The 17,372-nt window shown below is 43.5% G+C and carries 15 protein-coding genes; 14 read left to right on the top strand and 1 reads right to left on the bottom strand.

The window, feature by feature from the left end; genetic code table 11:
- Positions 1 to 222: 222 nt before the first annotated feature.
- From IGJ42_RS11120 to IGJ42_RS11060, 13 genes are all read left to right on the top strand, one after another.
- Positions 223 to 1,104, top strand: coding sequence for an ABC transporter permease (locus IGJ42_RS11120; RefSeq protein ID WP_086294872.1), 882 nt, complete (start codon positions 223 to 225; stop codon positions 1,102 to 1,104).
- A gap of 13 nt (positions 1,105 to 1,117) precedes the next feature.
- A complete protein-coding gene (locus IGJ42_RS11115) occupies positions 1,118 to 2,038 on the top strand; it encodes a carbohydrate ABC transporter permease (RefSeq protein WP_005225516.1) in 921 nt (306 codons plus the stop codon).
- A gap of 27 nt (positions 2,039 to 2,065) precedes the next feature.
- Positions 2,066 to 3,535 carry an ABC transporter substrate-binding protein gene (locus IGJ42_RS11110; RefSeq protein ID WP_016613578.1) on the top strand — a complete coding sequence of 490 codons (1,470 nt, stop codon included), beginning with the start codon at positions 2,066 to 2,068 and terminating at the stop codon, positions 3,533 to 3,535.
- A 278-nt stretch (positions 3,536 to 3,813) separates the two neighbouring features.
- Positions 3,814 to 4,434 carry a DUF624 domain-containing protein gene (locus IGJ42_RS11105; protein ID WP_429969283.1) on the top strand — a complete coding sequence of 207 codons (621 nt, stop codon included), beginning with the start codon at positions 3,814 to 3,816 and terminating at the stop codon, positions 4,432 to 4,434.
- On the top strand, positions 4,427 to 6,175 hold the full coding sequence (locus tag IGJ42_RS11100) for a sensor histidine kinase (protein WP_429969282.1): 1,749 nt from the start codon (positions 4,427 to 4,429) through the stop codon (positions 6,173 to 6,175). The genes IGJ42_RS11105 and IGJ42_RS11100 overlap by 8 nt, the downstream gene beginning before the upstream one ends.
- The gene (locus tag IGJ42_RS11095; RefSeq protein ID WP_301389151.1) at positions 6,168 to 7,652 is read left to right on the top strand and encodes a response regulator transcription factor; all 1,485 of its coding nucleotides are present in this window, start codon (positions 6,168 to 6,170) and stop codon (positions 7,650 to 7,652) included. Before IGJ42_RS11100 ends, IGJ42_RS11095 begins: the two co-directional genes overlap by 8 nt.
- A 107-nt stretch (positions 7,653 to 7,759) precedes the next feature.
- Entirely contained in the window at positions 7,760 to 8,359 is a 600-nt protein-coding gene (locus tag IGJ42_RS11090) for a YczE/YyaS/YitT family protein (RefSeq protein WP_005234774.1), read from the top strand.
- 188 nt (positions 8,360 to 8,547) lie between these two features.
- The gene (locus IGJ42_RS11085) at positions 8,548 to 9,768 is read left to right on the top strand and encodes an MFS transporter (RefSeq protein WP_429969281.1); all 1,221 of its coding nucleotides are present in this window, start codon (positions 8,548 to 8,550) and stop codon (positions 9,766 to 9,768) included.
- Positions 9,769 to 9,891: 123 nt separating this feature from the next.
- On the top strand, positions 9,892 to 11,223 hold the full coding sequence (locus tag IGJ42_RS11080; protein WP_430607043.1) for an APC family permease: 1,332 nt from the start codon (positions 9,892 to 9,894) through the stop codon (positions 11,221 to 11,223).
- Positions 11,220 to 12,179: a D-2-hydroxyacid dehydrogenase gene (locus tag IGJ42_RS11075; RefSeq protein WP_016613573.1), complete on the top strand. Its 960-nt coding sequence runs from the start codon at positions 11,220 to 11,222 to the stop codon at positions 12,177 to 12,179. Before IGJ42_RS11080 ends, IGJ42_RS11075 begins: the two co-directional genes overlap by 4 nt.
- Positions 12,180 to 12,347: 168 nt before the next feature.
- Positions 12,348 to 13,379 (top strand): YibE/F family protein, encoded by a 1,032-nt coding sequence (locus tag IGJ42_RS11070; protein ID WP_194188398.1) that lies wholly within the window; start codon positions 12,348 to 12,350, stop codon positions 13,377 to 13,379.
- A complete protein-coding gene (locus tag IGJ42_RS11065) occupies positions 13,376 to 14,137 on the top strand; it encodes a YibE/F family protein (RefSeq protein WP_121261909.1) in 762 nt (253 codons plus the stop codon). Before IGJ42_RS11070 ends, IGJ42_RS11065 begins: the two co-directional genes overlap by 4 nt.
- Positions 14,138 to 14,154: 17 nt before the next feature.
- On the top strand, positions 14,155 to 14,676 hold the full coding sequence (locus tag IGJ42_RS11060) for a GNAT family N-acetyltransferase (protein WP_121261907.1): 522 nt from the start codon (positions 14,155 to 14,157) through the stop codon (positions 14,674 to 14,676).
- An 82-nt stretch (positions 14,677 to 14,758) separates the two neighbouring features.
- On the opposite strand, the gene IGJ42_RS11055 is transcribed toward IGJ42_RS11060, so the two are convergent.
- Positions 14,759 to 15,757 (bottom strand): LacI family DNA-binding transcriptional regulator, encoded by a 999-nt coding sequence (locus tag IGJ42_RS11055; protein WP_429969279.1) that lies wholly within the window; start codon positions 15,755 to 15,757, stop codon positions 14,759 to 14,761.
- Positions 15,758 to 16,012: 255 nt separating this feature from the next.
- Here IGJ42_RS11055 and IGJ42_RS11050 point away from each other — a divergent pair, with 255 nt between their 5' ends.
- Positions 16,013 to 17,284 (top strand): extracellular solute-binding protein, encoded by a 1,272-nt coding sequence (locus IGJ42_RS11050; protein ID WP_429969278.1) that lies wholly within the window; start codon positions 16,013 to 16,015, stop codon positions 17,282 to 17,284.
- The last annotated feature ends 88 nt before the right edge of the window (positions 17,285 to 17,372 follow it).

Here is a 17,372-nt window from a genome sequence, read left to right as displayed (position 1 = left end):
TCAATGAAGCGTCCTATCTTGCAAAAGGTAGGACGTTTTTCTGGTTTTTAGAGAATAAAAACAAAATATAAACAAAGACCTTTAATTTGTTTCATTTTATCTTTAGTTTGTTCCTTATTTTTTAGGGATGAAAGCGTTATTCTAGTAGCATGAAGGAGATGATGAGATGTGAAGAAAAAGGGGTTTTGGAGGAATGTCTGGCAATACAAAGCGTTAATATTGATGGCTTTGCCAGGTGTTGTCTGGTTTATCTTTTTTTTCTATATACCTGTATTCGCAAATGTGGTGGCGTTCAAAGATTTCCACATTTCACCAGACGGCTTTTTTGCCAGTTTGAAACAAAGCCCATGGGTCGGCTTTGATAACTTTAAATTTTTATTTGCATCCAATGATGCTTGGCTGATCACTAGAAATACCCTACTCTACAATATCGTATTTTTAGCATTCAACCTATTCTTTGCGATTGCCTTTGCCATTATAATGAGTGAGCTACGCAATAAGCGTTTGGTAAAAGTTTATCACACGATGTCACTGTTGCCGTACTTCCTTTCTTGGGTGGTTATTTCGTACTTTGTCTATGCCTTTTTGAGTCCAGACAAAGGGATCATCAACCAATGGATCACGGGTATGGGCGGTGAAGGAATCAACTGGTATGCTGATCCGAAATGGTGGCCGTTTATTTTCGTCTTTATGAATGTCTGGAAGAGCTTAGGCTACAACAGCATCATCTATTATGCGTCAGTGGTCGGGATCGATCAAACGTATTACGAAGCCGCGATGGTCGATGGTGCCAGCAAATGGCAGCAGATTAAAAATGTGACGTTGCCACAACTGATTCCAATGATTTCCGTCTTGTTGATTTTGAACATCGGTGGGATCTTCCGTGCCGACTTCGGACTTTTCTATCAAGTCCCACGAAACTCTGGGGCGTTGTACCAAGTCACCTCCGTTTTAGATACGTACATTTATAATGGACTGACTGCCACAGGCGACTTCGGGATGACCGCAGCTGCCGGCCTTTATCAATCAGTGGTTGGGGCATTATTATTACTAACAGCGAATTTGGTTGTTCGTAAACTAGAACCAGATTCAGCATTATTCTAAGGAGGATGGATAAATGAAGAAAAAAGTAACGAAAGTCGAGATCCGCTCCTTTAACCCAACGGTCAACCTGATTTTTAATATCGTGATCGGTCTGTTCGCGATTTCCTGTGTCTTGCCGTTTCTCTTTGTGATCGCGATCTCATTGACCAGTGAAACCTCTTTGGCAGAAAACGGCTATCGCTTTTGGCCACAAGAATTTTCGTTCGCAGCATATACCTACCTGTTTAGCGGACAAATGAGCAGCAAAATTTTCCAAGCATTTGGCGTATCTATTTTTATCACTGTTTTTGGTACCTTCGTCAATGCAACGATGACTTCGCTATATGCCTATGTCATCTCTCGCTCAAATTTTCCATTCCGTCGGTTCTTTACGATCTTCGCTTTGATCACCATGTTATTTGCGCCAGGGATGGTTGCCAATTACTTAGTGATGGTCAACTTGATCCAATTGAAAGACACGATTTGGGCATTGATCTTACCCCTTGCCTTAGGGCCTTTTAATATCCTTGTTATGCGGACCTTCTTTAAAAAGACGGTACCAGATAGTATTATAGAATCTGCGCGGATCGACGGTGCCAGCGAAATGAAGATTTTTCTGTCCATCGTGTTGCCCTTAGCGGTTCCAGGGATCGCAACAATCAGTCTATTTGCCGCTCTTGGCTATTGGAACGACTGGTTCAATGCATTGTTGTATATTCAAAAAGACTCTTTAGTGCCGTTACAAGCACTTTTGATGCGGATTCAAAGCAACTTGGACTATCTAGCCAAAAGCTCCGGCATGGCTGCCCAGATCCAAGGCGGTTTGGCCGCTTTGCCAAGCGAAACTGCTCGCATGGCAATCGTTGTTGTTGCAACCTTACCGATTGCGATCACCTATCCATTCTTCCAACGGTATTTTGTCGGTGGTCTGACAATTGGTGGCGTCAAAGAATAATCAAATAAGTATAGGGAGGAAACAAAAATGAATTTGTGGAAAAAAACAGCTTTTGCTGGGATGGCCGCAGCGGCAACTTTGGGAATGGCTGCCTGTGGGTCGAACGGCGCAACATCCGATTCAGAAAACAATGCAGACGGCGTAACGACTTTATTGATGTATCAAGTCGGGGACAAGCCAGAAAACTTTGATCAATTAATGGAGATCGCCAATAAACGCATTGAAGAAAAAACCAACGCTCGCATCGATCTGCAGTATATCGGCTGGGGTGATTGGGATCAAAAAATGAGTACCATCATTTCATCGGGTGAAAACTACGATATTTCCTTTGCCTCAAACTATGTTGCCAATGCGCAAAAAGGCGCGTATGCAGATTTGACGGAGTTAGCACCAAAATATGCCAAAGAAGCGTATGATCAATTAGACGAATCTTATATCAAAGGCAATACGATCGACGGAAAATTATATGCCTTTCCAGTCAACGGCAATATTTATGCCCAACAAGTCTTGACCTTCAATAAACAATATTTAGACAAATATGATTTGGATATCAGCGGGATCGAATCTTATGCAGATGCCGAAGACGTGTTGAAGAAGTTCAAAGAAGAAGAACCAAACATCGCACCGTTTGCGATCGGACAAACCTTTAATGTTTCTGGAAACTATGATTATGTGATTGGGAAAGATTACCCATTTGCTGTCAAATTGGATGGCGATACAACGAAGATCATCAATCAATACGAAGATGATGAACAAATGGAAAACTTGAAATTGATGCACAAATGGTACAACGAAGGCTTGATCCCAACCGATGCAGCCACCAATACAACTGGTTACCCATTAGAAGGCAACACATGGTTCATGCGTGAAGAAACCCAAGGACCAATGGATTACGGCGACACGATCTTAAGCAATGCCGCAGGTCATGAATTGGTTTCACGTCCAATCACGAAACAATTAAAATCAACCGGACAAGCGCAAATGGCAAACTTTGTCGTAGCGAATGTTTCGAAAAACAAAGAAAAAGCAGTGGAAGTGTTGGGCTTGTTGAACAGCGATCCTGAATTGTTGAATGGATTGGTTTGGGGTGTCGAAGGTGAAGCATGGGAAAAAATCGAAGGCCAAGACAACAAAATCCGTCTCCTTGATGGCTACTTGCCAAATACCCGGATGGCTGCTTGGAACACTGGGAACAACATGATCCTTTACACACAAGAATCCATCACAGACGATATGATCAAAGAGCGTGATGAAAACATTGCTAACGCGGAAGCATCACCAATCTTAGGGTTCAACTTCAAGACTGATAATGTGAAAACAGAAATCACGAATATCGCCAATGTCATGAACCGTTACAAAGCAAGTTTAGCAACCGGAACGATCGATCCAGAAGAAAATGTTCCGAAACTAAACGAAGAATTAAAAACCGCTGGCTGGGAGAAGGTCCGCGATGAAATGCAAAAACAATTTGATGAGTACCGCGCAAGCCAAGAATAAGCAACAGGCGCCGCTCACCAATCAATAGATCAAGCAAGCCGGAGGCTAAACGCATCAGGACCAATGGTTCCCACGTCTAGCTTCTGGCTGCTTTTTCTTTAAAGTAAGTAGCAAAATCTTTGATGAAAAAATAACGTTACTTTTGTTTTTTAACCTTCAAGCAGCAAGCATGGAGCATCTAAAACGTACATAGCATTAAAAGATTCTCAGGTAGCTTGAGTAGGAAGCTAAAATCATGCTACATTTTCGATAGGGAACAAATAAGGGAGGAATTTTAAATGGAAGAAACAGCAAATAGTGGGTTGGTCAAGGGCTTTCGCTTGATTTGGGCGATCGTGAAGTTGAATTTGTTTTTCGTCGTATTGACATTGGCAGGTGGCGGAATCTTAGGGATCGGTCCAGCGTTTCATACCATTAGTACTTTGATCCACGAAGATGGACTGAATTATGAGAATCAAAGCTTTCGTAGTGCATGGCGCATTTGGCGCAACGTCTTTGTCAAGGCCAATAAGCAGTTTTATCTGTTCTTCCTACTGACAGGGTTCTTAGTGTATAACCTGTATTTAGCTACCCAGATCCAAGGCTTGATTTGGTTGATGATCTCTTTTGTTTTAGTTGTTGTCAGTGGATTGAGTGTTTTACTGTACCTGTTAAGTGTGGTTTTTGACACGTCCTATGAGATTTCCTTGTGGAATAACCTGAAATTGTCCTTTGTGTGTCTGTTTCTTCATATGGCGACCTTTCTAAAATTGCTGGTTGGGATCGCTAGTATTCTAGTTTTTACTTGGATGATGAAAGGGCTCTTGCTCTTTGGAACCTTCAGCTTACTGATTTTATGGTGCCATGTGGCGATCAGTCAGGAAAAAAACGTCATTGATCGGGATTTGGCACATGACTAAGTGGCGTTTTCGTTTGTTCAAACACGATTTTTTGATCAATCAGTTGATGCAGCTGTACAGTGTACTCTTGGTGATCATCTCCATCATTATTATGTTGGTCCTGACCGCTTATACCGGAGCGGATCGTTTTACTACGAGTGAACGTTTAGTGGAGAGCACAAGCTTGCAGCTGGATGCTTACGTGCAAGATCAAAATACCGTTGTTTCAACGGTACTTGGCGAATTTACTAGTTCAGATACCGCCTTTGAATCATTACGCAACTATTTGCAGCTTTCACTGCCAGATTATTTTTCCTATAGTAATGATATTTTTCGCCAGACGGGACAGAGTGTATACTTGCCCAATATTCTCTATCGTTTGATTCGTAATCATCCTAGTATCGAAGAGATCATCATTCAATTGGATGAAAGCAATGAGACACTAGTGGCAACGCCGGATACACCTTATGGAGAAAAACACAGCGGCAAACAGATTGATTTAAAAAATCGTCTGTTTTTTGTTCGTTCGATCGCCCAACCAAGTAATTATGCCCAACCCTTAGGACAAGTCTACGTGATCTTTCGTTCAGACGATGTTTTAGCCAATCGACAAGAAGACAACCAAATTCATGGAATCAACAGTTTTTTGTATACCTCAAATGGTCAGCGGCTGTACAAGGATGCCACGAACCTCAGCAAGGAAACTTTAGCCAAAATTGATCAGGCGGTTGCTCACGGAACCATTCACGACACTCTTTCGAAAGACTTTTATATCAAAAAACAAACCACTGTCAGCGGAGAAGTGTCCCTTGTTTTGTTGTCAAAAAGGGTGATTTGGCGGGATATTTTTTCCAGCGCCATTTGGATCTTTAGTTTTGGGATTGGGATTCTATTATTGGTCCTATGGGTGCTTCATCGCACCTTTAAGCGCTATACATCGCAAGTAGAGCAGATCGTCTATGCGACGAAAGAAGTCAGCCAAGGGAATTTTGACAAACGGATCGATACCGCCAATGTCCAACAAGAACTGAAAGAAATCGCAGAAGCCATTAATCAAATGACTTACAGTATCAACGAGTACATCAAAGATATTTACACACTGGAGATCAAACAACGGGATGCCGACATGCGGGCATTGCAAGCCCAGATCAATCCGCATTTTCTCTATAACACCTTAGAATACATTCGAATGTATGCCTTGAGCCGCAACCAAGAAGAGCTGGCAGATGTCGTCTATGCCTTTTCGGCACTGCTACGGAACAATACGACGCAAGAAAAGACGAAGACCTTAAAAGAAGAAATCGATTTTTGTGAAAAATATGTCTACTTGTTTCAGATGCGCTACCCAGATAAGATCGCCTATCATGTAACCATCGATCCGACATTAGAACAGTTGGAATTACCGAAGTTCACGCTGCAGCCGCTTGTCGAAAACTATTTTGTTCACGGTATCGATTATCAGCGCAATGATAACGCCATCAGTATCAAAGCTTATAAAGAAGCCGATCAGATCGTGATTGAAGTCAAAGACAATGGCAAAGGCGCAGATCCGCAGCAGTTAGCGATGATTCATGAAGAACTGCAAAATCAGGAGATCGGAGCCCAAACCTCGATCGGGATCAAAAATGTTCACGAACGGTTGCGGGGGATGTTCAACGGCGCCTATCAAATGGATGTTACGTCTCAAGCAGCCGCTGGGTTTACGGTCAAGATCCGTCTAGATGAAAACAATTTGCAAAGGGGGCATGAGGCAGATGTATAAAGTAATGTTCGTTGATGATGAATATATGATCTTGCAAGGGCTGCAAATGATCTTGCCTTGGCAAGAGCTGGGCTTTGAGGTGGTGCATACAGCGAAAAGTGCTAGTGAGGCCCTCGAGTATCTACAAGAACATTCCGTTGATTTGCTGATCACGGATATTCGGATGCCAGAAATGAACGGCATCGATATGATCCGCCAAGCGCAAGCGTTTGGGAATCGATTTTTTTCGATCATTCTATCTGGTTATCAAGAGTTTGCCTTTGTCAAACAAGGCATGGCGTTAGGTGTGCGTAATTATCTAGTCAAACCTGTTAACAAAGAAGAACTGCGTAGCAGTGTTCAAGCGATTGCAGCTGAGTTAGAGGAGCAGCAAAAACTGTTGGCAGAAAAAGAACTTTATCAAGAATCAAGCCTGCTGCTTTGGTTGAATGATGAATTGAACGAAAGCGAGTACCTCCATTTGCTGGCGCAGCAGAGGGTGCCGCTAGCAGCCCCCTTTACCGTTTTGCAGTTCAATGGGACTGCCGAGATCTTACAAAAAATCACGACGTTTTTTCAGCAACACGATCAGCCATTGATCTTACCAGGGCGATTAGATGAAAACCAAGTGATCATTACCGCAGCCGGACCAAGACAACAAATCAACGCTGTCTTAAAAGCATTAGCCCAGCAACTTAATAGTAAAGACTGGCAGTTGATCATGAGCGAAACCATCAACGAGTGGGAGAATTTGTATAAAGCCTATGAGAAAATCAAGCAAGTTCAATCGCTGCAAGCCTTCTATCCAGATCTGTTTTTACAAGAACAGACGATCCACGTGGATATATTAGAGCGAAACGAAGAACTACCGTTTCTATCTTTTAACAAAGCGCTGACCATCGGGGATGTTAAAACGATCCAACATGAGCTAGATAAAATGTTCGCTATTTTGGAACAAACCCAAGCAGACCCTGAACATGTTCGCTATGTTTCTTTTTTGTTGTTCAATGATATTTATCGGCAACTGCCGGTGCTTTCCCAAGAAAACCATGAGCAGATTTTAGCACGAATCCGCGAGTCCAATACATTGGCAGATTTGCGGCAACTCTTTGATGATGTGCTGGAATTGGCTAAATCACAACCGCCGCAAAAACGTTATTCAGAGATCGTTCAAAAGACGATCCAGCTGATTGAAGAAGGTTATACCCATGATTTGACGGTCAAATCAGCGGCAGAAGAACTGCACGTTAGTGTTGTTTATTTGGGGCAGCTCTTTAAGAAAGAAACGGAAATGAGCTTTAATCAGTATGTCAATCTGGTGCGCATCAAGCAAGCCCAACAGCTGCTGCTTCATTCGAAAGCCACGATCAGTGAGATCGGGGATCGCATTGGTTACAACAATACCAACTATTTTTCGAAGATGTTTAAGAAGTTAAATGGCTTGACCCCCAAAGAGTTTCGCGATACCTATGAACAGCATTATGAATCTCTTGATTGAATTTAGATTTCTTCAAAAAAAATCCGGTTTTTGTGATTAAATGATAGTAATTGTGACGCTTTCACGGTAAACTAAGAGAGGAAAAATAAAGAAGAGAGCGTGATGTTGTGAAAGAAACCAAAAAATTTGCACAAGTTTTGATAGGTACCGGGCTGATTGCGTTAGCCATATCCTTATTGATCACTGCCCATCAAGGATATGATACGATCAGTACGTTTTTGTTAGGAATTTTGAATTTTATCGATGTCCCTTTTTGGATAGCCAGTTTGTGTTTTAACATTGTTGTTTTGTTGATCGTTGCAGTCTTTGATCGTGCCGAATTAGGCATTGGCAGTTTTATCAACGGGATCGGCTTAGGCTTGTTGATTGGGATCTTTGAACCAGTGATGGACAAAGTATCAATTCATTTGCCTTTCTACCCATGGATCGCTATTTTCGCGGCACCGATCTTATTTGGCATCGGCGCCGGCATTTACGTTTCTTCCAACAAAGGTTCAGCGGCGTTAGAAGCCTTGACGGCCTTGATCTACAAACGAAGCAAATTGACCCAAAAAACGATCCGTATCGGCTTGGATGCTGCGATGGTCTTGATCGGTTTTGCGTTAGGCGCCAGTGTGGGGTTAGGTACTCTCTTGTGTATCGTCTTTATTGGCCCAATCTTTGAAGCCACCATGAAAACCATCGCTGCCCGAAGGAAAAACGCCTAGCCTTGAGAATAAGTCGGAAAAAGCTGTTTGTGAGGGCAGCTTTTTTGCTGCTTCCATTTAAGGAAATCATCTGAAGAAAGAGGAATCCTGATTTCCTTAAGATTCTCTGGGTAAAAAAAGTGTTTTCTCCATGGTTCCCGACTGATTGGACTTGGTATACTGATAAGACGAGTAAAGGAGAAGTGAAAATGAAAAGTTATCGTTCGACGATTGCGGCTTGCTTTGTAGGGTACATCGTTCAAGCCGTGATCAATAATTTTGCCCCCTTATTATTTTTGACCTTTCAAAGCCAATACCAGCTACCAATCAGCCAGATAACTTTGTTGGTCAGTTTTAACTTTTTGACTCAGTTAGCCGTCGATTTTGCAGCAATCTTTTTTGTAGACCGTATCGGCTATCGTATTTCGATCGTAGCGGCGCATTTTTTTGCAGCGATCGGCTTGATTGGTCTAGCCGTTTTTCCCTTATGGTTTCCGACCCCGTTTAGCGGATTGTTAGCAGCGGTTTTGTTGTATGCCATTGGCGGTGGCTTGCTGGAAGTCTTAGTCAGTCCCATCGTTGAAGCCTGTCCAACGGAACATAAGGAAAAAACGATGAGCATGCTGCACTCGTTTTATTGCTGGGGGTACGTGGGGGTCGTTTTGTTCTCAACGGCGTTCTTCATGGTGTTCGGTATTCAACAGTGGCCGATTTTAGCGATCGTCTGGGCGCTGATCCCGTTGGTCAATTTGTATTTCTTTACCAAAGTCCCGTTGGCGCCAATCGTTGCCGAAGGAGAACGAGGGTTGACCACTCGGCAGCTCTTTTCCTTGAAAAGCTTTTGGCTGTTTCTGGTGATGATGGTCTGTGCTGGAGCCAGCGAACAAGCAGTCAGCCAATGGGCATCAACCTTTGCTGAACAGGGCTTAGGTGTTAGTAAGACACTAGGCGATTTGGCAGGACCGATGGTTTTTGCCTTGATGATGGGGATCTCCCGCTTGCTTTACGGCAAATTTGGAGAACGAATCGATTTGAAACGCTTTATGTTTTTGAGTGTTTTGCTTTGCCTACTGGCGTATATGATGATCGGCTTTGCTTCATTGCCATTGATCGGGTTCCTTGGCTGCGGCTTAAGCGGTTTTGCCGTAGGGATCATGTGGCCGGGGGTCTTTAGTCTTTCTGCGCAATACATTCGCAACGGCGGGACGGCGCTATTTGCTTATTTGGCATTAGCGGGAGATCTAGGATGTTCAATCGGACCCGCTGTCGTCGGTAGCATCGTCGAATGGACGGGACAACAGCTGCAGGTTGGGATTTTAGGTGCGATCATTTTCCCGATCATCTTGCTGGCAGGAATTTATTTGGTTCAACAAATGCACAAAAAACGACAGCTTCCGTTGCTGGTTTTTCAAGAATCCACAAAAGAATAAAAAAATTTTGGAGCAAATGCCGTCTTTTCATGGTATTTGCTTTTTGTTTTCTGAAATTCCTCTAGTCAAGATAGTTTCTATCCGCTATACTTTGACTTATTCATTTAAAAAGGAAGTGATGTTGTGAAAAGTCAATTGAAAAAAGAAATCAGTTTTTTTGGGGCATTATCGACAGTAATGGGAACGGTGATTGGCGCCGGCGTGTTTTTCAAAGCAGCGGCTGTGGTCCAGCAGACCCAATCGACTGGATTGACCTTGTTGGTTTGGCTGCTTGCCGGCTTTCTAACGATTTGCGGCGGCTTGACCGTGGCAGAGTTAGCGACGGCGATTCCTGAGACCGGCGGACCTATTCGATATATCGAAAGAATTTATGGGAAATTACCCTCCTTTTTATTAGGCTGGGCACAAAGTATCATTTACTTTCCAGCGAACGTGGCGGCTTTAAGTATTATTTTCGCAACACAATGTTTGAACTTATTTCATCTACCTAGCAATTATTTGCTTCCTTTATCGATTTTGACCGGAACGAGTGTGACCTTGATTAATCTTTTGGGAACAAAAGCTGCAGCTCAAGTCCAGTCCGTCACCTTAGCAGTCAAGCTGATTCCGATTGCGGTGATTATCGTGGCTGGCCTGATGACACCAGGGCAAGTATCGGTCTCATTGGTGGATTTTTCTTCCAATACTCAAGGCTCCCTTGCAGCTGGTATCAGTAGTGCCCTCTTAGCAACCCTTTTTGCTTATGATGGCTGGATGGGGGTCGGCAATGTCGCTGGAGAAATGAAGCGACCCGAAAAAGATTTGCCTAAAGCCATCATCTTTGGGTTGAGTTTTGTCACCTTGGTGTACGTGTTGATCAATGTTGCGTTTTTAAAAACATTGCCGATCGATCAAATCGCTGGTAATTTGAACAGTGCCTCAGAAACTGCGATGGCCTTGTTCGGCAGTTTTGGCGGAAAACTGGTCACGATCGGTATCTTGATCTCTGTTTATGGCGCATTGAACGGCTATACAATGACTGGCTTGCGGGTCCCATATGCGATGGCGTTGGAAGATGAGATTCCTCTCAGTAAGACCTTTGCGACCCTAAGCAAAACCACCAATGCACCCTATGCGGCGGCCTTTTTACAATTAGGGATCGCTTGTATCATGATGCTTTTAGGCACCTTTGATCTTTTGACCGATATGCTGGTTTTTGTTATGTGGTTCTTTAGTGTATTATTGTTTGTAGGAGTTTTTCGTTTGCGAAAAACAGAACCGCAGATGAAGCGTCCGTATAAAGTTCCCTTCTATCCAATCATTCCCTTGGTTGCGATTTTAGGCGGCTGTTTTATCTTGATCATGACCTTGATCACTGACACGTGGTTAGCAGTCGTGGGAATCGGCGTGACGTTACTAGGAATTCCCGTTTTTTATGGAAAAGCAAAAGGAAAAGCGAGAGGGGCGAAAGAATGAAGATCGTTGTACTTGATGGCTATGCGTTGAATCCAGGGGATTTGGCTTGGCAAGGGTTTGAAAAATTAGGAGAGGTGACGGTGTATGATCGTACCTCATATACAGATAAACAAGAAATAATTGAGCGAATCGGTGATGCCGAAGCGATTTTGACAAATAAAACACCGATCACCGCTGATGTGCTCAAAGCATGTCCGCAATTGACCTACATTGGGGTATTAGCAACTGGATACAATGTCGTTGATTTTGCAGCAGCGAAGGAACAAGGAATCACCGTGACCAATATTCCTAGCTATAGTACCAATGCAGTGGCACAAGCGACCTTTGCTTTGCTGCTGGAAGTGACGAATCAAGTGGGACACCATAATCGTTCCGTGCATCAGGGCGACTGGCAAACCAGCAAAGATTTTTCTTATTGGCAGACACCGTTGATGGAATTGGCAGGCAAAACGATTGGGCTGATTGGATATGGTGCGATTGCTCAAGCAGTTGCCACGATCGCTCATGCGTTTCAGTTGAAGGTGATCTATTTTAATCATCGACCAAAACCAGCACAAGCGGATTGGGCAAAACAAGTTTCGCTGGCGGAATTGTATCAAGAAGCAGATATCATCAGCCTTCATGTTCCGCAGTTTCCTGAGACAGAAAAAATGATCGATCGCACAGCATTGGCACAAATGAAATCTTCTGCGATCCTGATCAATACCGCCCGTGGCGGCTTGATCGATGAAGCGGCAGTTGCTGAAGCGCTGAAAACCGGGCAGATCGCAGCCTTGGCGGCAGATGTCGTTTCAAAAGAACCGATCGCAGCTGACAATCCCTTATTACAGACGCCAAATTGCTATTTGACACCGCATATCGCTTGGGCACCCGTCGAAACGCGGCGTCGTTTGATGGGGATCGCTGTGGCGAACTTAAGCGGTTTTAAAGCAGGTACACCGCAAAATGTCGTGTAAGCAAAACGAGCAAGTAAAAGGACTTTGACAAAGCAGGCGACTAGCAAAGCAGTTAGTCTCGCCAACACAGTAACCATTTCGACCAGTCATCCAGCCTCACAAGGTGATTGGTCGTAGGACTGGTGGTTTGTCTAAGTCTTTTTTTGCTGAAAATGAAAGGAGACGGTCTTGAAAAAGTATTATTATCTAGCGGCCTTTGTTAGCTTGCTGGTCTTGAGCTGGCTGATCCAAACCCAAAGCAGTCGCTTTTATACACAGCCGATCATAGAAGTACAAACGGTTCAAGTCACCGCCGACCAGCAGCAGATTCAAGGGATCCTTCGCAACGGAGAAGAAGCTGGGGCACTGCGGACAGTCACTACAGAATACACGCCGAATGGTGCGATTCATCCGTTGTATCAGACCGGACAACAGCTGCTTTTGCAAAAAGAAGGGGATGGCTGGAAGGTACAAACACAAAAACGGGATGGGTATCTCTTTTTCTTCCTTGCCTTATTCCTGATGGCAGTAGTCGCAATTGGTGGCAAAAAAGGCTTACGGGCTTTGCTTAGTATCTTTGTGAATACTGGCTTGCTGCTCCTTTTTCTTTGGTTTCACAAAGGCAACAGCTCCTTTTCATTGGTCTTTTTGATGATCGTTTTTACGATCGTCTCGTTGGTTATGACGATGGGGATTTCTTATGGCTTTCGCACGATCGACAGCCGCAAAATCATTGCCTCCTTAGCCAGCGTTCTCTTGGCGTTTTTTCTCTGTCGATTCGCCATGGATCTTTTGCAAGATCATGGGTTGCGCTATGAGGAAATGTCGTTTCTGACCCGTCCGTATCGCAGTGTCTATCTAGGAAGTCTGCTGATTGGCGCAATCGGTGCCAGCATGGACAATATCGTCATGCTGATTGCCAGTTTAGATGAGATCCAACGCATCAATCCCCAGACGAGCCGCAAGGAACGATTAGCGATCGGTCGGTCCATCGCGCAAGATACGACTTCTTCGATGATCAATGTCTTGTTGTTTGCCTATTTAAGTGGGAGTATGCCAGCGCTATTGTTTTACCTAGCCAATGGCTGGCTGCTTTCGCAAGCATTGCCGATGCATCTTTCTTTAGAAATAGTGCGTACAGTATGCGGCGGCTTTGCGTTGGTTTTATCGGTACCGTTGACGCTCCTTTGTTTTGAAGTGCATAGGAGGAAAGCAAAATGACTGTTTTGTTTGTGTTGATCTTGCTTTTTCTCTTGCTGACTTTCGCTGTTTTTCGGATCGAAGGGCTGTTTCAAGTCACAGGTCTGTTTATGAATGTGGCCGTCTTTCTAGCGCTACTGGTCCTGATTGACCGAGGGGCACCGATTTTACCAGCGGCTTGTGTTGCCTTTTTAGCCGTGGCGGCGATCACCTTGTTTTTCGTGAACGGCGTCAATCAGAAAACCAAAATTGCCTTTGTCTGTGTGTTGGTCTTTCTAGGGCTTTTTCTACTATTATTTCCTCTTGTGCTCTCTGCAATGAATCTTCATGGGTTTTCGGCAGAGGAACTCGATGAGTTGGCGATGTATTCCTTTGATGTAGCCATCGATTTTAAGGCATTGATGACTGCGATCATTTTGATGAGTTTTTCGGGGGCGGTGGCAGATGGGAGTATGGCGATCAGCACTGCGACCTATGAACTTTTTCAAGCAAACCCGCAAGTCTCAATCAAGGCATTAAGTAAAAGTAGTATGACAGTGGTATCAGACGTATTGTCTTCGACGATCAATACCTTATTGTTTGCCTTTATGGGAAGTAATCTGGCGTTGATTGCGTGGTTTCAAGATTTGTCGATCTCCTTTGGTGAAATGATCAATTCAAAGGCGTTCGTCTCAGAATTGATCGTTTGTTTGATCACGGGTCTGGCAGCGGTGATTATTTTACCCATCACCGCATGGTCAGCGAGTTGGTATTTTTGGAAAAGGAACCGAATGGAATAGAAGGGAGCGCAACAACTATGGAACCACTAATTGAAACCGAGCGATTATTGTTGCGAGAAATGAGTCATGACGATCGTCCAGCGATTGAAAAGATTTTGCAAGATCCAGAAGTCATGATTGCCTATGAAGGACCCTTCAGTGAGCAGGAAGTCACTGGTTGGATCGACAAACAGCTGCAACGCTATCAAAACGATCACATTGGCTTGTGGCTAGTGATTGAGAAAGCATCCGGGCAAGCGATCGGTCAATGCGGCTTGACGTGGCAAGACGTCAAGGGAGAAGCTGTTTTAGAAATTGGGTACTTGTTTCAAAAGAACTTCTGGCATCATGGGTTTGCCACAGAAGCCGCCCAGGCTTGTAAAGACTATGCGTTTGGAACGCTGAATGCCGATATTGTTTATTCGATCATTCGTGAGTCCAATCAAGCCTCCATAAATGTGGCATTGCGCAATGGAATGAAGCTGGTGGATCGCTTTGTTAAACACTATCGACAAGTGGACATGCCGCATCTTGTGTATGCTGTGGCGAAAGAGAGGTGAAAAACGAAAGAATGCTTTTTTCGATTTAGACAATGAAACGCCCCTAGAAAGTTAGCTTTTTCTAACTTTCTAGGGGCGTTTTTTAAGCTTGCGTAAAGCTTTTTCGCTCGATGAGTTCAGCCCCTAAAAGGACTGTTTTGGTGATCGCTCGAGGATGAACGATCTGATCCACCAGCAAATCGATCGCGGTTTTGGCGATTTCCTCCACATCGATGTTAAACGTTGTTAGTGGGGGAGCCACAAATTTTGCGATCTCATTGTCATTGATACTGATTAATTCCAAGCGATCAGGAATGATGATAGATCGTTCATTTAACGCTTGGAGCACACCAACTGCGACGGTGTCAGAAGCCACAAAGAGCGCCTCTGGCAAATTGTCACCAAGGGATTCCACCATTTTTTTCGCCAAACGATAGCCGGTTTCAACGGAAAAATTGCCACCAGTAAACAGGAACGCCTCATCGAACGCATCTCGACGAGCCAACGTTTGACGGAAGATGACCTCGCGACTATCCATTTCTGCACGTTGGGTATCAGGATTTAGATAAGCACCACCAATAAAACCGATCTTTCGGTATCCTTTTGTTAAAAATAGATCGATCGCCAGTTGCGTCATTCGATCAGTATCAGGTTTGACCGTATCGAACAGTTCTGGACAGGGGTTGATTTCCAAAAGGACGCCATAGGGGCAAACGGATTTGAACTGCTGCGTTTCATTCTCAGTGAAAGAGCCAATCCCAATAAATCCGGCGACTTCTTGCAGTGTTTCTAAAACATCATCTTCATGGGTGATTAGTTGAATTTCCAAATTGTTGATTTTCGCATATTTTTCTAAAGAGATACGCAATTGTCGAAAATAGACATCTTGCAGCTCTTCTTGTTCTGTCAGCCAGAAAAGGACGGCGATTTTTTCTAGTGTTGTTTTTATTTTTGAGCGATCATAACCTAGTGATAAAGCGGTATGAATAATTTTTTGACGCGTATCGGCTGCGATCGACAACGATTCGTCGCCTTTCAATAATCGGGAAACAGTCGCTTGTGAAAAGCCTGATTGCTCGGCAATTTTTTTTATTGTAACCAATCTTCTTCACCTCTTTCTTCTAGTATACGCTAACAACTTTACCAAGTAAATGAATTTACTAAATATATTTACTGAATAGTGGAAGTTAATAACATAGAGGTATTTCGAAAAAAATATTTGTGTGATAAACCTTGATTTTATCCGTTTATTTACTCCTTTTAAGAAATTAATTTAGTAAAACTATTTACATATTAAGTAAAATAATTTATTATAAACAAGAAGATAGCGTTTGCAAAATAAAGAAAAGGTGGAGAAATGATGATGAAAAAAATGTCTCGAGTTCTTTTTTTAAGTGTAGCAGCTTTAGGATTAGGTGCTTGCGGTCCACAAAGTGAAGGGACAGATAGTACTGCAGCAAATAGTGGCAGCGATAATGACTATGATCTATTGGTCTGGGAAGACCAAGCAAAATCAGCTGGGATTGAAGAGGCAGTCAAACAATTTGAAGAAGAACACGATGTGACGATCAAAGTGGTCGAAAAAGCCTATGGTGGACAGATTGAAGATTTACGATTGGATGGACCCGCTGGTACAGGTGCGGATGTCATCACAATTCCTGGTGATCAAATCGGTACAGCAGTTACCGAAGGGTTGTTGAAAGAATTAACAGTCGATCAAACGCTACAAGATCTGTATACGGAATCAGCAATGCAATCGCAAATCGTTGACGGCAAAGTCTATGGTTTACCGAAAGCGGTTGAAACACAAATTTTGTATTATAACAAAGAACTAATTTCTGAAGAAGACTTGCCACAAACAACGGATGAGTGGCTGGAGTATTCCGAGTCTGTTTTAGGTGCTGACAGTTATGGGTTACTGGCATTGTGGGATCAAATTTATTACGCACAAGGTGTATTGAGCGGTTATGGTGGTTATGTTTTTGGCGAGAAAGCCGATGGATCCTATGACCCTGAAGATATTGGATTAGCTAATGAAGGCGCGATCGAAGGGGCAGACTATATCCAACAGTTTTATGATGCCGGTGTTTTTCCATCCGGATTGGTCGGTGAACAAGGAATCAATGTGTTGGACTCTTTATTTACGGAAGGAAAAGCTGCAGCTGTCGTCTCTGGTCCATGGAACTTGTCTCCTTATAAAGAAGCGGGCATCGACTATGGTGTGAAAGAATTGCCATTATTAGGCAATGGTGAACATATGGGCTCCTTTATCGGTGTCAAAAGCTACAACGTAAGCAGTTATTCCCAAAACCCTGAATTAGCTGAAGCGTTCGTGAAATTCATCAGCAATGAGGAAAATTCAAAAGTCCGTTATGAAAAAACGCAAGAAGTACCAGCGGTTGCTTCATTGGCAGATGATCCAGCAGTTCAAGAAAGCGAAAGTGCTGCAGCCATTGCTGCTCAGTCCCAATACGCAGAACTAACGCCTGGGATCACTGAAATGAATTCAGTATGGGAACCAATGGATGCCGCATTGCAGACAATTGCTACTGGAAAGGCTGAACCGAAAACAGCTCTACCACAGGCAGTCGATCAGATCAAATCAGCCATTGCAGTAATTCAAAACTAAAAAGTCGTTACGAGGACAAACGTTTCGGATGGTGATTCAGTACTAGGAATCAAGTAATGCCGAACGAAACGTTTGTCAGCGGCTTTTT

It is taken from the genome of Enterococcus sp. DIV1067f, from assembly GCF_050543505.1.
Lineage (GTDB): Bacteria > Bacillota > Bacilli > Lactobacillales > Enterococcaceae > Enterococcus_D > Enterococcus_D entomosocium.
This window is presented reverse-complemented; position numbering and strand designations above follow the sequence as displayed.

Excerpts from the sequence above, each read along its gene's own strand:
- IGJ42_RS11115 (WP_005225516.1), top strand. The coding sequence starts at position 1,118 with ATGAAGAAAAAAGTAACGAAAGTCGAGATCCGCTCCTTTAACCCAACG.
- IGJ42_RS11065 (WP_121261909.1), top strand. The coding sequence starts at position 13,376 with ATGACTGTTTTGTTTGTGTTGATCTTGCTTTTTCTCTTGCTGACTTTC.
- IGJ42_RS11120 (WP_086294872.1), top strand. The coding sequence starts at position 223 with ATGGCTTTGCCAGGTGTTGTCTGGTTTATCTTTTTTTTCTATATACCT.
- IGJ42_RS11085 (WP_429969281.1), top strand. The coding sequence starts at position 8,548 with ATGAAAAGTTATCGTTCGACGATTGCGGCTTGCTTTGTAGGGTACATC.
- IGJ42_RS11105 (WP_429969283.1), top strand. The coding sequence starts at position 3,814 with ATGGAAGAAACAGCAAATAGTGGGTTGGTCAAGGGCTTTCGCTTGATT.
- IGJ42_RS11095 (WP_301389151.1), top strand. The coding sequence starts at position 6,168 with ATGTATAAAGTAATGTTCGTTGATGATGAATATATGATCTTGCAAGGG.
- IGJ42_RS11110 (WP_016613578.1), top strand. The coding sequence starts at position 2,066 with ATGAATTTGTGGAAAAAAACAGCTTTTGCTGGGATGGCCGCAGCGGCA.
- IGJ42_RS11075 (WP_016613573.1), top strand. The coding sequence starts at position 11,220 with ATGAAGATCGTTGTACTTGATGGCTATGCGTTGAATCCAGGGGATTTG.
- IGJ42_RS11100 (WP_429969282.1), top strand. The coding sequence starts at position 4,427 with ATGACTAAGTGGCGTTTTCGTTTGTTCAAACACGATTTTTTGATCAAT.
- IGJ42_RS11050 (WP_429969278.1), top strand. The coding sequence starts at position 16,013 with ATGATGATGAAAAAAATGTCTCGAGTTCTTTTTTTAAGTGTAGCAGCT.
- IGJ42_RS11060 (WP_121261907.1), top strand. The coding sequence starts at position 14,155 with ATGGAACCACTAATTGAAACCGAGCGATTATTGTTGCGAGAAATGAGT.